Raw genomic sequence first — 13,539 nt, forward strand, 5'->3', positions numbered from 1 at the left:
CGCAGGTCCCCATGCAGGCACTCTGGATGTTGGTGGCGTCAGCCATGTTCGCCATCATGGGGTCGTTCGTGAAGCTCGGCACCGAGCACGGCGCGTCGCTGCCGCTGGTGGTGCTGTTTCGCGGCCTGCCCTCGGTCATCCTGCTGCTGATCTGGGCCCGTGCCGGACGCCAGTCCATCGTGCCCACCAGCTGGAAGCTGCACCTGTGGCGCAACCTGTCCGGCGTCACCTCGATGTGGCTGGGCTTCTATGCCATCGCCCACCTGCCGCTGGCCACCGCCACCAGCCTGAACTACACCGCGCCGCTGTTCATCGCCTGCTGGATGCTGGGCTGGGGCGGCGCGCAGCGCGACGCCGTGCGCATCACCGCCGTGGCGCTGGGCTTCCTGGGCGTGATCGCCGTGCTGCGTCCCAGCATCAACGACGACCAGTGGCTGGCCGCGCTGCTGGGACTGACGGCCGGCGCCATGTCGGCCATCGCCATGATGCAGATCCGTCAGCTCGGCCGCATCGGCGAGCCCGAATGGCGCACGGTGCTGTTCTTTTCCGTGGCGGTCTGTCTGTCCAGCGCCGCCGGCCTGGGCTTCGACGGCTGGGGCCAGGCCGACTGGCCAGGCTATGCCGCGCTGGTGGGCGTGGGCGTGGCCGGCCTGTTCGGCCAGCTGGCGATGACGCGGGCCTTCGGCCTGGGCTCGGCGCTGCTGACCGCCGCCCTGCAGTACTCCACCATCATTTTCGCGGCGCTGCTGGGCATGGGCCTGTGGGGCGACCGCCTGGACGGCCTGGCCTGGGCCGGCATGGCGCTGATCATCTTCGCCGGACTGCTGTCGGTCTGGCGCACCATGCGCGATCCCAAGCCGGCCTGAGTCCCGGCCGTCCATCCGAATTCAGCTAGAGGAGTCCGACCGATGACGATGACCCTGATTTCCGCCGCCGAACTGGCCGAGCGCCTGGGTGGCGCCGACCTGCGCGTGTTCGACGTGCGCCACGACCTGATGAACCACGCCGCCGGCCGCCAGGCCTATGGGGCAGGCCATATCGCCGGCGCCCGCTACCTGGACCACGAGACCGAGCTGGCCGCCCCGCGCACGGGCAGGAACGGTCGCCACCCGCTGCCGTCGCGCGCGGAATTCGGCGCGCTGATGGCCGCCCATGGCGTCACGCCGCAAACCCTGGTGGTGGCGTATGACGCCAGCGGCGGCATGTACGCCGCCCATCTGTGGTGGATGCTGCGCTGGCTGGGCCATGAGCGCGTTGCGGTGCTCGACGGCGGCTGGCAGGCCTGGACCGCGGCCGGCCTGCCCGTTTCGACCGAGCCGGGCGTGGCGGTGCGGCCGGGCCAGCCCGTCGAGCCGGGCGCCTCGCTGGCCGCGACGGTGGACGCCGCCACGGTGCTGGCCAACATCGCCCAGCCCGCCTTCACCGTGGTCGACGCGCGCGCCGCCAACCGCTATCGCGGCGAGGTCGAGCCCATGGATCCGGTGGCCGGCCACATCCCGGGCGCGCTGAACCGTCCCAACGGCGAGAACCTGCAGACCGACGGCCGCTTCAAGGCGCCGGAGCAGCTGCGCGCCGAGTTCACGGCGCTGCTGGCGGGCCGCGATCCGGCCGCCATCGTGCACCAGTGCGGCTCGGGCATCACCGCCTGCCACAACCTGCTGTCCATGGAAATCGCCGGCCTGTCCGGTTCCCGCCTGTATCCGGGTTCGTGGAGCGAGTGGTGCAGCGACGCGTCGCGTCCGGTGGCCACGGGCGCCGCGGCCTGAGGGCAGGGCGCCGGCCTTGGCCGGCCGGCTCGAAAGAGAAAAGCCAGGGCGATGCCCTGGCTTTTTTGTTGCGTCCGGCCGGTCTTGGAGAGCGCCGACGCCGATCAGGGACGGGAGTGATCCTAGTGGATCGCCGCCAGCTTCGCCCGCGTCGACACGCTCTCGGCGATCTCCAGGTAGTGCTCCAGCGAGGGCGTGATCAGCCCGGGCACCTTGGCCATGTCGTCCCAGCGCCTCAGCCGAATCGCATCCGGCGCGCCCGGCAGGCTGGCGAAATCCAGCGCCTGGCCCGCATCGAAGCTGCCCCCCTGCAGCGCCAGGCTGCGCTTCGAGTCCTCCGAGAGCGACGCTTCATAGTGGGGTTCCAGATAGCAGAGATAGCGCTTGGCCTCGACGTGCAGCCGGATCGGCTCCAGCACGCCCGGGCCGAACAGGCCGCGCAGGAAGGGCAGCACGAAATACTGGTGCTTGTCGTCCAGGCCGCGCAGCGTGGGCGTGCCGGGCCGGTCTGCGATCAGATGGCCCAGGTCGTGCAGCAGGCAGGCGGTGATCAGTTCGGGGCCGGCATGGTGGCGCTCGGCCAGCGCGGCGGTCTGCAGCGCGTGGCGCAGGTGGCTGACGGACTCGCCGTCGTAGGAGCGGTGTCCGCGTTCAAGGAACAGCTGCTCGATGTCTTGCAAGGTCAAGGCCATGGTTGTCTCCTGAGTGGCCGCAAGGGGGAAGCGCTCGGCGGCCGGGCTCAGCCGGCGGCAGGCGCCATCTCCAGAAAGCGCGCGATCAGCTGCACCGGTTGGCGCTCGCGCAGGCAGTACAGGTATTCGTGCATCACGATCTCGGCGCCCTCGATGTCGAGCGCGGCCAGGTCCGGATGGGAAGGGATTTCGCGCGAGGGGATCAGGCTGATCCCCAGGTCGCACAGGATGGCCTGCCGGATCGACTCGCGGCTGCCGATCTCCAGCGTGCGGCGCACGCTGACGCCGGCCTGTTGCAGCGCTTGCTCGGTGAGCTGGCGCGTCATCGAGCCGGGCTCGCGCAGCAGCAGCGCGTGTTCGGACAGGTCGGACAGCGACACGCGGCCGCGCCGCGCCAGCGGGTGGTCGCGATGCGTGACCACGCGGATGGGATCGGCGGCGATCAGGCGCCGGTACAAATGCTTGTCATCCATCAGAAACGAGGACGTGGCAATCTCGATCTGATAGTCGTGCAGCGCCTGCAGCATGCTCTGCGAGTTGCCGATGACCAGCGTCAGGTCGATGCCCGGATAGCGCTGGTTGTACCGGCGCACCGTGTCCATGATGTAGAACGGCCCGGTGGCGCCGACCCGAAGGTTGCCTTCGCGCAGGTCGCTGGCGTCGCGCAGCCGGAAATCGATCTCGGTTTCCTGCTGCACCAGCTTCTCGACCATCGGCATCAGGCTGTGGCCGGCGTCCGACAGCCGCATGCCGCGCCCTTGCCGATGGAACAGCTCGACGCCGTAGCGCGATTCGAGCTGGCGCAGCTGGCCCGTCACCGTGGGCTGGCTGACGCCCAGCTGAGCGGCGGCCTTGGTGACGGTTCCGCAGCGGGCCACGGCATAGAAGGATTTGAGTTCGGCGACGAGCACGGTACAGGCGAGGGGGGAGTGACGCGGATTTCGCAGGATCGCCAGTACACCAAAATAATTTGATGTTTTTATTACTGCATTTGCGCGAAGTGTCATAAACGCACAATACGCCGCTCCCATACTGCCGCTGTTCCCATACCGGAGGCGTCATGCCCCAACACGACAGCGACTCTATTTCGGCGGCAGCGTCCCCGGAAACGCCGCCCTCGGCGCGCAGCGGCCAGCCCGGCGCGCGTGGCGGCTTCCTGACGGTACGCAACCTGGTCAAGCGCTTCGGCGCCCACACCGCATTGGCCGATGTGTCGCTGGATATCCGGGCCGGCGAGCTGGTCTGCCTGCTGGGCCCCTCGGGCTGCGGCAAGACCACGCTGCTGCGCGCCATCGCCGGGCTGGAGCGCCAGGACAGCGGCGTCATCACGCTGTCCGGTCGTGACATCTCCCATGCCGAGCCGCAGGAGCGCGACTACGGCATCCTGTTCCAGTCCTACGCCCTGTTTCCCAACCTGACCGTGGCGCAGAACGTCGCCTACGGACTGAGCGGCAAGCGCGCGCACCGCAAGCACGTGGCGGGCCGGGTCGAGGAAATGCTGACGCTGGTGGGCCTGGCCGGCGCCGCCAACAAATATCCGGGACAGATTTCCGGCGGCCAGCAGCAGCGCGTGGCCCTGGCGCGCGCGCTGGCGCCGTCGCCGTCCCTGCTGCTGCTGGACGAACCCATGTCGGCGCTGGATGCGCGGGTGCGCGAGCACCTGCGCATCGAGCTGCGCGCGCTGCAGAAGCGCCTGTCCATCACCACGCTGATGGTCACGCATGATCAGGAAGAGGCCATGGTCATGGCCGACCGCATCGCCGTCATGAACGGCGGCGTCATCGAGCAGTTCGGCACGCCGCGCGAACTCTACCGCCAGCCCGGCTCGGCCTTCATCGCCGACTTCGTGGGCGAGGCCAACTGGCTGCCGTTCGAGCGCATCGATGCGCACCGCGCCCGCGTGGGCCGCCAGGAACTGGCCGTGGACGAGGCGCTGGACGCCGCGTCCGGCCGCCTGTTCGTGCGCCCCGAGGCCGTGCGCGTCAGCGCCGTGCGGCCGGTACAGCCCAACGCCATGCTGGCCGACGTGCTCGACGGCGTGTTCCTGGGCCGAGGCTACCGCCTGGCCTTGCGCCTGGAAGGCGTGCCCGGCGCCACCGTGCATTCCATCGTGTCCCCCGAAACCGGAGACGCCCTGCTGGGCCCTCACGCTGCCAGCCGCTGCTGGGTGGAGCTGCCGCGCCATGCGATTCGCGCCTACGCTTGACGCGGGTTCCGCGCCCGACGCCGACGCCGCGCCCGCCGCCGTGAGCCAGCCACCCGTGACGCCCGTCGCCTCGTTTGCCGCGCTGGGCCGCCGCCCGCTGCCGCGCTGGGTCGGCTCCGCCGGCCTGGGCCTGGGGCAGGGCGCGCTGGTGCTGGGGCTGGCGCTGTTCCTGGCGCTGCCGCTGCTGGCCATCCTGATCAAGTCCGTGACCGACGGCGACGACGCCTGGGTCGGGCTGTCCGTGATGACCGGCATCATCGCCGGCGACGGCTTTCTCGCCATGGTCGGGCGCAGCCTGGCCGTGGGCCTGGTCACCACGCTGCTGGTGGTGCCCGTCGCCTATGCCTTCGCCTACGGCCTGACGCGCACGCGCCTGCCCGGCAAGGGCCTCTTGCGCATCACGGCGCTGCTGCCGCTGCTGGCACCGTCGCTGCTGCCCGGCATCGCGCTGGTGTACCTGCTGGGCAACCAGGGCCTGCTCAAGGGCCTGACCGGCGGCGCCACCATCTATGGCTTCTGGGGCATCGTGGTCGGCGAGGCGTTCTATACCTTCCCGCACGCGCTGATGATCCTCCTGACCGGCCTGGCCCTGGCCGACGGCCGGCTCTACGACGCCGCCCGCGCCATGGGCGCCGGACACTGGCGCACCTTCATGACCGTGACCCTGCCCGGCACGCGCTATGCCGTGTTCTCGGCCTGCTGCGTGGTGTTCACGCTGACCGTCACCGACTTCGGCGTGCCCAAGGTGGTGGGCGGCGATTACAACGTGCTGGCCATGGAGGCCTACAAGGCGGTGGTCGGCCAGCAGAACTTCTCCAAGGGCGCGGCCATCGGCCTGATGCTGCTGCTGCCCGCCGTGCTGACCTTCGTGCTGGACCGCCGCCTGCGCGCCCGTCAGGGCGCCCAGATGAGCGGCCGCGCCCAGCCCTACGCGGCGGGCCCGAATCGCCGGCGCGACGCGGCCTTCCTGGCGCTGGCCTGCGTCATGGCGGCGCTGATCCTGCTGATCGTGGGCGTGGCCGTGTGGGCCTCGTTCGTGAAGATGTGGCCGTACAACCTGTCCATGTCGCTGCGTTCCTACGACTTCGACAACATGGACGGCGGCGGCTGGCTGGCCTGGCGCAACAGCCTGGAGCTGGCGTTCTGCACGGCCCTGCTGGGCACGGCGGCGGTGTTCAGCGGCGCCTGGATGATGGAAAAGGTGCCGGCGCGCGGCGCCACCGCCCGCAGCTTGCGCGGCCTGGCCGGCATGCTGGCGCTGATGCCCATGGCGGTGCCGGGGCTGGTGCTGGGCCTGGGCTACATCTTCTTCTTCAACAGCCCGTCCAATCCGCTGAACCTGCTGTACGGCACCATGCCGCTGCTGATCCTGTGCACCATCGTGCACTTCTACACCAGTGCCCACCTGACCGCGACCACGGCGCTCAACGCGCTGGATCCGGAGTTCGAGGCCGCCTCGGCCTCGCTCAAGGTGCCGCGCCTGACCACGTTCCTGCGCGTCACGCTGCCGATGTGCCTGCCCGCGGCGCTGGACGTGGCCCGCTACCTGTTCGTGTCCGCCATGACGACGGTGTCCGCCGTGGTGTTCCTGTACAGCCCCAAGACCGTGCTGGCCGCGGTGGCGGTGCTGAACATGGACGACGCCGGCTTCATCGGCCCGGCCGCCGCCATGTGCGCCGTGATCATGGCCAGTTCGGCGGTCGCCTCGCTGGTGCTGCACCTGGCCAGTCGCGCCATGCTGGCGCGCACGCAGGCCTGGCGCCGCCCGGCCTCCGCCTGACCGCAACGATTCAAGACAAGGATGACTACATGACTGCCAAAACCCTGCCTGTCCGCCTGGAGGCGGTGATCTTCGACTGGGCCGGCACGCTGGTCGACTTCGGTTCCTTCGCGCCCACCAAGGTGTTCGTCGATGCCTTCGCGCAGTTCGGCGTGGAGATGTCGCTGGAAGTGGCCCGCGGCCCCATGGGCATGGGCAAGTGGGACCACATCCGCACGCTGTGCGACCTGCCCGTCATCGCGTCCCAGTACGAGGCGCGCTTCGGCCGCCTGCCGACCGATGACGACGTCACCGCCATCTACGAACGCTTCCTGCCCATGCAGCTGGAAAAAGTGGCGCAGTACTCGGCCGCGATTCCCGGCGCCGCGGAACAGCTGCGCGCGCTGCGCCAGCGCGGCCTGAAGATCGGCTCTTGCTCGGGCTACCCGGCCAGCGTGATGCGCCGTGTGATCGAGCGCGCCGCCACCGAGGGGCTGGAACCCGAATGCATCGTCGCCAGCGACGAGGTGCCGCGCGCGCGCCCCGCGCCGGCCATGGCGCTGAAGAACGTGATCGAACTGGGCCTGTCCGACGTGGCCGCCTGCGTCAAGGTCGACGACACCGCCCCCGGCATCGAGGAAGGCCGCCGCGCCGGCATGTGGACGGTGGGCCTGCTGCTGTCCGGCAACGCCGCCGGCCTGACGCTGGAGGAATACCTGAGCCTGGACGAGGCCGGCCGCGATGCCGCCCGCGTTAAGGCCGACGCCGAGCTGTCCGGCGCCGCGCCGCATTACCTGATCGACACGGTGGCCGACCTGCCGGCCGTGATCTCCGACATCGAACGCCGGCTGGCGGCGGGCCAGCGTCCCTGAGCTGCCCGCCACCATTTTTTTCCCTGCGACGTTTTCGCACGACCTGCGCGGCGGCCATCCGGCCAGCCGCGTGACCTTCATCAGTCTTTTTTCCGCTCATCCACGGAGTACACACATGAATCGCTACAAGCTGCTTGCCCTGGCCGCCGCCCTGTTGGGCGTGATGGGCGCCGCCTCCGCCGAGACCACGCTGACGGTCTACACCGCGCTGGAAGCCGACCAGATCAAGGCCTACCAGGCCGCGTTCGAGAAGGCCAATCCCGACATCAAGATCCAGTGGGTGCGCGATTCCACCGGCATCATCACCGCCAAGCTGCTGGCCGAGAAGAACAACCCCAAGGCCGACGCCATCTGGGGCCTGGCCGGCACCTCGCTGGGCCTGATGGACAAGGAAGGCATGCTGCAGCCCTACGCCCCCAAGGGCCTGGACCAGATCGCCGCCAACATGCGTGACGCCAAGGCCGAGCCCACCTGGGTCGGCATGGACGGCTTCGCCGCCGCCATCTGCTTCAACACCGTCGAGGCCGAAAAGCAGAAGCTGCCCAAGCCCACGTCGTGGCAGGACCTGACCAAGCCCGTGTACGCCGGCAAGATCGTCATGCCGAACCCGGCCTCGTCGGGCACCGGCTTCCTGGACGTCAGCGCCTGGCTGCAGATCTTCGGCGAAGAGAAGGGCTGGGCCTACATGGACGCCCTGCACAAGAACATCGGCTCGTACACGCACTCGGGCTCCAAGCCTTGCAACCTGGCCGCCTCGGGCGAGTTCCCGATCGGCGTCTCGTTCGACTACCGCGCCGCCAAGCTGAAGGCCGACGGCGCGCCGGTCGAAGCCGTGTTCCCGTCGGAAGGCCTGGGCTGGGAAGTCGAAGCCACCGCCATCGTCAAGGGCACCAAGAACCTGGAAGCCGCCCGCAAGCTGGCCGACTTCTCCGCCAGCCGCGAGGCCAACGAGCTGTACAAGGCCAACTTCGCCGTGCTGGCCATCCCGTCGATCGCCACGTCCAACCCGAACCTGCCGGCCGATCTGACCAAGCGCATGATCAAGAACGACTTCACCTGGGCCGCCACCAACCGCGATCGCATCATCGCCGAGTGGACCCGCCGCTACGACGGCAAGTCCGAGCCGAAGAAGAAGTAAGCAGGCCGCTTTTTTATTCAACCTCGCTTTTCAACTTCCGATAGTGCGCACGCGCCATCCCCGATGCTTGCAATAGGCATTGCCCGTGGGGCCGCACGGAGCCGGCTTTGCCGGTCCGTCGCGGCGCCCCCTGGGGGGAAGCGCGTAGCGCTTCGGGGGGGATCCTCTCATGAATTTTGACGTAATCGTGGTGGGCGCGGGCATGCTTGGCATCGCGCACGCCTGGGCGGCCGCCAAGCGCGGCCTGTCGGTGGCCGTGATCGAGCGCAGCCGTCAGGCGCACGGCGCCACGATCCGCAATTTCGGCCAGGTCATCGTGACCGGCCAGGCGCCCGGCATGATGCTGTCGCATGCGCAGCAGGCGCGCGAGCTGTGGCTGGACCTGGCCGCCAAGGCGGGTTTCCATGTGCGCGCCAACGGCGCCCTGGTGCTGGCGCGCAATACCGACGAAGCCGACGTGCTGCAGGAATTCGCCGACATCCGCCTGCAACAGGAAGGCTATCGCGCCGAGCTGCTGTCGGGCCGCGAGGTCGCCGGCCTGTACGACGGCCGCCTGGCGCATCACTGCGCCGCGCTGCGCGGCCTGGACGACCTGCAGATCTATTCGCGCGAGGCGTTGCCCGCGATCACGCGCTATCTGGCGGAATCGCTAGGCGTGACCTTCATCACCGGCACACTGGCGCGCGCGGTGGAGCAGGGCGTGGTGGCGACCAGCGCCGGCGAGTTCCGCGGCAACCACGTGTTCGTCTGCCCCGGCCATGATTACCTGACGCTGCTGCCGGAACGCTTCGCGCCGCTGAACCTGGAGGTCACGCGCCTGCAGATGCTGCGCGCGGCCTTCGAGTCGGCGCCGTTCGCGCTGGACCGGCCGCTGTTGACGGGCCTGTCCTGCGTGCATTACGGCGCGTTCTCGGACCTGCCGTCCGCGCAGGCGCTGCGCGAGGTGATCCAGGCCCGCACGCCCATGCTGCTGGACAACGGCATCCACCTGCTGGTCAGCCCCACGCCCTACGGCGAGCTGATCATCGGCGATTCGCACCAGTACGGCCAGGACGCGCCGCCGTTCAACGACGAGGCGGTCGACAACGCCATGCTGGACCTGGCTTCGCAGGCGCTGGGCGCGCGGCTGCGCGTGGTCGAGCGCTGGCAGGGCGTGTACGGCGCGCACGGCCCGGCGCCGTTCTCGGTCATGCCGGTGGACGACGCGACCACGGTCGCCGTGATGCATTCGGGCGTGGGCATGACGGTGGGCCTGGCGATCGGCGAGCGCACGGTCGCTGGCGTCACCGGACGCTGATGCCGGCTGCGGGCTGTAAAACGGGCTGCAATTCGGGCTGAAAACCGGGCCGGAAAAGACAAGGGCCTCGCGGATATCCGCGAGGCCCTTGTGCGTGAGGCGGCTCGGAAGCAGGCTTGGGGGCGGGCTTCAGGGCTCTCCCATGGTGCGCCGGTACCATTCGTGGAAGTGCTGCATGCCGTCTTCCATGGGCGACTGGTACGGGCCGGTCTCGTTCACGCCGCGCAGCATCAGGGCCTTGCGGCCGGCGTCCATGCGTTCGGCGATCTCGTCGTCCTCGATCGCCGTTTCCATGTAGGCCGCGCGCTGCGCCTCGACGAATTCGCGCTCGAAGGCGGCGATTTCCTCGGGGTAGTAGAACTCGACCACGTTCACCGTTTCCTGCGGGCTCTTCGGGTACAGCGTGGACAGCACCAGGACGTGCGGATACAGCTCGATCATGTGGGTCGGGAAATACGTGACCCAGACCGCGCCGAAATCGGGCGCGTCGCCCTCGCGGAACGACAGCAGCCGGTCATGCCACTGCTTGTACACCTCGGAACCCGGCTGGGCCAGCGCGTTGTGCACGCCGACCTTCTGCAGGCTGTACCAGTCGTTGAACTCCCAGGTCAGGTCGTCGCAGGTGACGAAGCGGCCCAGGCCCGGATGGAACGGGCCGACGTGGTAGTCCTCCAGATAGACCTCGATGAAGGTCTTCCAGTTGTAGTTGCACTGGTGCACTTCCACGTGGTCCAGCACGTAGTCGCCAAAGTCGAACTCCGGCCGCGCAAACAGCGGCGCCATGTCCGAGGCGGGATCGCGCGGGCCTTCGAACAGCAGGCCGTGGCAATCGCGCAGGCGGAACTTCTGCAGGTTCATGCAGGGCGTGGTGTCGAACTGCGGCGCGCCCAGCAGCTCGCCCTGGTTGTTGTAGGTCCAGCGGTGCAGGGGGCAGACGATGTTGCCCCCGGTGGCCTTCAGGCTGCCGTGCGTATTGCAGTTGCCGGCCACGTTGCCGGTTTCTCCGCCAAGCATCAGCGCCTGACGGTGGCGGCAGACATTTGAGATGAGATCGACGCCTTGCTGGTTGCGAACCAGCACACGCCCTCCGTTTTCCTGGACCAAGGTACGCCAATCCCCCACTTCGGGCACCAGCTTCTGGTGGCCGACGTACTGCGAGGATTGCTTGAAAATGAGTTCTTGCTCGCGGGCAAAGAGGGCTTCGTCAAAATACGCGCTGACGGGTAGCTGGGTGCGAGCTGGCACGACATGTGCCATCCGACCGATGTCGGTCATGATTCCCTCCGCTCGGGTAAAAAAGCCAGGCGGGCTGAGCTTTGCCTGCAGCCCTGGCCGTATCCCACCTTGGGATCGCCCCGGGCCTCGCGGGTTCCCCTGAGGTTCCGGGGAAGCGGCGGATGCCGTCGTTGCTGCCGACGCTTACCGCCGATGTTTCCGCTATCAGGGTCCGCTATGTGCCCGTTCTGGCGCGAAGAAAAATCGGTGTCTGGCCGATCAAATAAGGCGTGAATTGTACCCCAACCCTTTTTCCCGCGCCCATGATGACAGGAGGGACTTGGCGGGGCGAGGCGGGGTTGCGCTTGACCGGGCGCAAACGGGCTCGTCCTGGGCGCCTGGGGGCGGGCGCCGGTTCATTCGATCTACGCCTTTCAGACCAGCCTGCGGGTCGCGGGATGACGCCGCAACAGCCAGCTGCTCGCGGCCGACAGGGCGAACACGGCCGCGGTCAGCAAGGGCAGCGTCCAGGCCGTGCCGTGGCCGCCGCGCAGCAGGCCCGCGCGCTGCGCCAGGTCCAGGAACGCCGGATGGATCAGGTAGATGCCGAAGGTCAGCGGCGCCAGCCGCGCGAGCCGGGGCAGGCGTGGCGCGTCCACGATCAGCTGGAACGCGGCCAGCGACATGAACGGCACGGTCAGGCTGAAATAATCGTAGAAATAGGTGTTGAGCGTTCGCGAGCTCGACAGCAGGTAGACGCCCAGGGCCGTGGCCGCCACGCTGGCCGCCAGCATCAGGCCGGGTCGGGGGATGCGCAGCTCGCCCGCGTGGATCATGCGCCCGGCGACGAAATACCCCAGATAGGGCAGGAACCAGGTCAGGAAGAAGCCCGGCGGGGCGTCCAGCGCGCGGCGGTACAGCGCGTCCAGGATCGCCAGGCCGAGGATGCCCACGACCCACAGGGCGCGGGCCTGGCGTGAGCTGCGCGCCGCCAGCGTGCGCACCAGCGGCGCGAACAGGTACAGGCCCACGATCATGTACAGGTACCACAGGTGATAGTAGGGCTCGCCCTGGGCCAGCTTGCGCGGCCAGAAGGACAGGTCCAGCCTGCCGTCGTCGAACCAGTCCAGCGCCGTGCGCCAGAGCAGGTAGAACAGCGTCCAGAACAGCAGCGGCGCGCAGATCCGCGCCATGCGGCGGCTGTAGAAGCGGCGCGCGTCCTGCGGCCGTTCCGGGTCCAGCAGCAGGGCGCCGCTGATCATCACGAACACCGGCACGCACCAGCGGGCCGCCGAGTCGTACAAGTTGGCCGCCAGCCAGGCGCCGCTGCCGTAGGCGGCCGGGTCGCTGACCACGGTCGCGGCGCCATGCAGCATCACCACGGCCACGGCGGCCAGCCAGCGGGCAGCGTCCAGGCGGGCGTATCGATCGTCGGATTCGGGCATCGGGCTCCTTGCGCGGACCGGGAAAGGCGTCCGCTCGCGGGGCCGCGGCGCGGGCCGCAGCCTGCCTACACCCTAGCAGCCGGCGGCGCGCGCGTGCTGTATCGAGGCGTTAGCCCGCGCGTCAGGGTGTTCCTATTGCAGGGCGACGCCGGCCTGCTTGATGAGCTGCGAGACGATGGGCTGCTCGTTGCGGATCTGGGCCTGCAGCTCGGCGGGCGTGCCCGAGCGCGGATCGATGCCCATGCCCAGCAGGCGCTGCTTGACGGCATCGTCGGCCAGCGCGTCCGCCAGCGCCTTGCGCAGCCGTTCCAGCACCGGCTCGGGCGTGCCGCGCGGCGCCACGAAGCTGAACCAGGCCGTCATGTCGAAGCCCTGGTAGCCCTGTTCGGCCAGCGTGGGCAGGGCAGGCTCGGTCGCCAGTCGCCCGGGGCTGGTGATGGCGAAGACCTTGACCTTGCCGGCCGTGGCCTGCGGCATGCCGGTGGCGACCATGTCGAAGAACAGGTCCACGTCGCCGCTGATCAGCGCGGGCAGCGCCTGGGTCGCGCCCTTGAACGGCACGTGCAGGATGTCGATGCCGGCGCGCTGCTTGAACAGCTCGCCGGCCAGGTGCGACGAGGTGCCGGGGCCGAAGGTGGCGAAGGTCAGCTTGCCCGGGTTCTGCTTGGCGTAGTCGACCAGGTCCCTGGTGCTGGCGAAGGGCCGCTTGGGGCTGGACAGCAGCACCAGCGGGCCGACGCCGACCATGCCGATCGGCGCGAAGCCGTCCGGGTCGTAGGGCAGTTCCTTGTACAGGTAGCGGTTGGTGACCAGTGTGGAGTTGGTCGCCATCAATATGGTGTAGCCGTCCGGCGCCTCGCGCGACACGAAGGCCGCGCCGATGGAGGTGCCGGCGCCGGCCTTGTTCTCGACGATCATGGGCTGGCCCAGGTCCTTGGCCATGCGTTCGGCCAGCACCCGGGTCAGCACATCGGTGGCGCCGCCCGCCGGGAACGGCGAGACCACCTTGATCGGACGAGACGGATAGGTGTCGGCCTGCGCGCTCAGCGCGGCCGCGCCGAGCAGGGCGGCGGCGAGCAGTTTGATGCCAGTGCGAATCATGTTTTCCCCATGAGGTCAGTCGGACGGATCCTGGCGGCGAGGCCGGGC

Annotated in this window: 12 protein-coding genes; 7 read left to right on the top strand and 5 right to left on the bottom strand. The window is 69.1% G+C overall.

Annotated elements, in window-relative coordinates; translation table 11 throughout:
* Positions 1 to 11: 11 nt before the first annotated feature.
* Both AC6LJ9_RS02125 and AC6LJ9_RS02130 read left to right on the top strand, forming a co-directional pair.
* The gene (locus AC6LJ9_RS02125; protein ID WP_212313213.1) at positions 12 to 866 is read left to right on the top strand and encodes a DMT family transporter; all 855 of its coding nucleotides are present in this window, start codon (positions 12 to 14) and stop codon (positions 864 to 866) included.
* A 42-nt stretch (positions 867 to 908) separates the two neighbouring features.
* Entirely contained in the window at positions 909 to 1,766 is an 858-nt protein-coding gene (locus AC6LJ9_RS02130; protein WP_498146277.1) for a sulfurtransferase, read from the top strand.
* 122 nt (positions 1,767 to 1,888) lie between these two features.
* Here the strand turns inward: AC6LJ9_RS02130 and AC6LJ9_RS02135 are convergent, their stop codons facing one another.
* Complete coding sequence (locus AC6LJ9_RS02135; RefSeq protein ID WP_103273420.1) at positions 1,889 to 2,458, bottom strand: phosphonate degradation HD-domain oxygenase; 570 nt, start codon at positions 2,456 to 2,458, stop codon at positions 1,889 to 1,891.
* Between the two features lie 47 nt (positions 2,459 to 2,505).
* Complete coding sequence (locus AC6LJ9_RS02140; protein ID WP_212313216.1) at positions 2,506 to 3,369, bottom strand: LysR family transcriptional regulator; 864 nt, start codon at positions 3,367 to 3,369, stop codon at positions 2,506 to 2,508.
* 149 nt (positions 3,370 to 3,518) lie between these two features.
* On the opposite strand from AC6LJ9_RS02140, the gene AC6LJ9_RS02145 reads away from it, so the two are divergent.
* From AC6LJ9_RS02145 to AC6LJ9_RS02165, 5 genes are all read left to right on the top strand, one after another.
* Positions 3,519 to 4,664 (top strand): putative 2-aminoethylphosphonate ABC transporter ATP-binding protein, encoded by a 1,146-nt coding sequence (locus tag AC6LJ9_RS02145; RefSeq protein ID WP_498146278.1) that lies wholly within the window; start codon positions 3,519 to 3,521, stop codon positions 4,662 to 4,664.
* Entirely contained in the window at positions 4,642 to 6,444 is a 1,803-nt protein-coding gene (locus AC6LJ9_RS02150) for a putative 2-aminoethylphosphonate ABC transporter permease subunit (RefSeq protein WP_498146279.1), read from the top strand. The genes AC6LJ9_RS02145 and AC6LJ9_RS02150 overlap by 23 nt, the downstream gene beginning before the upstream one ends.
* Positions 6,445 to 6,473: 29 nt before the next feature.
* On the top strand, positions 6,474 to 7,295 hold the full coding sequence (phnX, locus tag AC6LJ9_RS02155) for a phosphonoacetaldehyde hydrolase (protein ID WP_498146280.1): 822 nt from the start codon (positions 6,474 to 6,476) through the stop codon (positions 7,293 to 7,295).
* Positions 7,296 to 7,410: 115 nt separating this feature from the next.
* Positions 7,411 to 8,433, top strand: coding sequence for a putative 2-aminoethylphosphonate ABC transporter substrate-binding protein (locus tag AC6LJ9_RS02160; RefSeq protein WP_498146281.1), 1,023 nt, complete (start codon positions 7,411 to 7,413; stop codon positions 8,431 to 8,433).
* Between the two features lie 169 nt (positions 8,434 to 8,602).
* Positions 8,603 to 9,730: a TIGR03364 family FAD-dependent oxidoreductase gene (locus tag AC6LJ9_RS02165; protein ID WP_498146282.1), complete on the top strand. Its 1,128-nt coding sequence runs from the start codon at positions 8,603 to 8,605 to the stop codon at positions 9,728 to 9,730.
* Between the two features lie 129 nt (positions 9,731 to 9,859).
* Here AC6LJ9_RS02165 and AC6LJ9_RS02170 read toward each other — a convergent pair whose 3' ends face one another.
* The 3 genes from AC6LJ9_RS02170 to AC6LJ9_RS02180 form a co-directional block, all read right to left on the bottom strand.
* A complete protein-coding gene (locus AC6LJ9_RS02170; RefSeq protein ID WP_103273425.1) occupies positions 9,860 to 11,005 on the bottom strand; it encodes an aromatic ring-hydroxylating oxygenase subunit alpha in 1,146 nt (381 codons plus the stop codon).
* 374 nt (positions 11,006 to 11,379) lie between these two features.
* Positions 11,380 to 12,390, bottom strand: coding sequence for an acyltransferase (locus tag AC6LJ9_RS02175; protein WP_498146283.1), 1,011 nt, complete (start codon positions 12,388 to 12,390; stop codon positions 11,380 to 11,382).
* A gap of 132 nt (positions 12,391 to 12,522) precedes the next feature.
* Positions 12,523 to 13,491 carry a Bug family tripartite tricarboxylate transporter substrate binding protein gene (locus AC6LJ9_RS02180; RefSeq protein ID WP_212313225.1) on the bottom strand — a complete coding sequence of 323 codons (969 nt, stop codon included), beginning with the start codon at positions 13,489 to 13,491 and terminating at the stop codon, positions 12,523 to 12,525.
* Positions 13,492 to 13,539: the final 48 nt, after the last annotated feature.

This window comes from Achromobacter sp. 1011811831 (genome assembly GCF_059760905.1).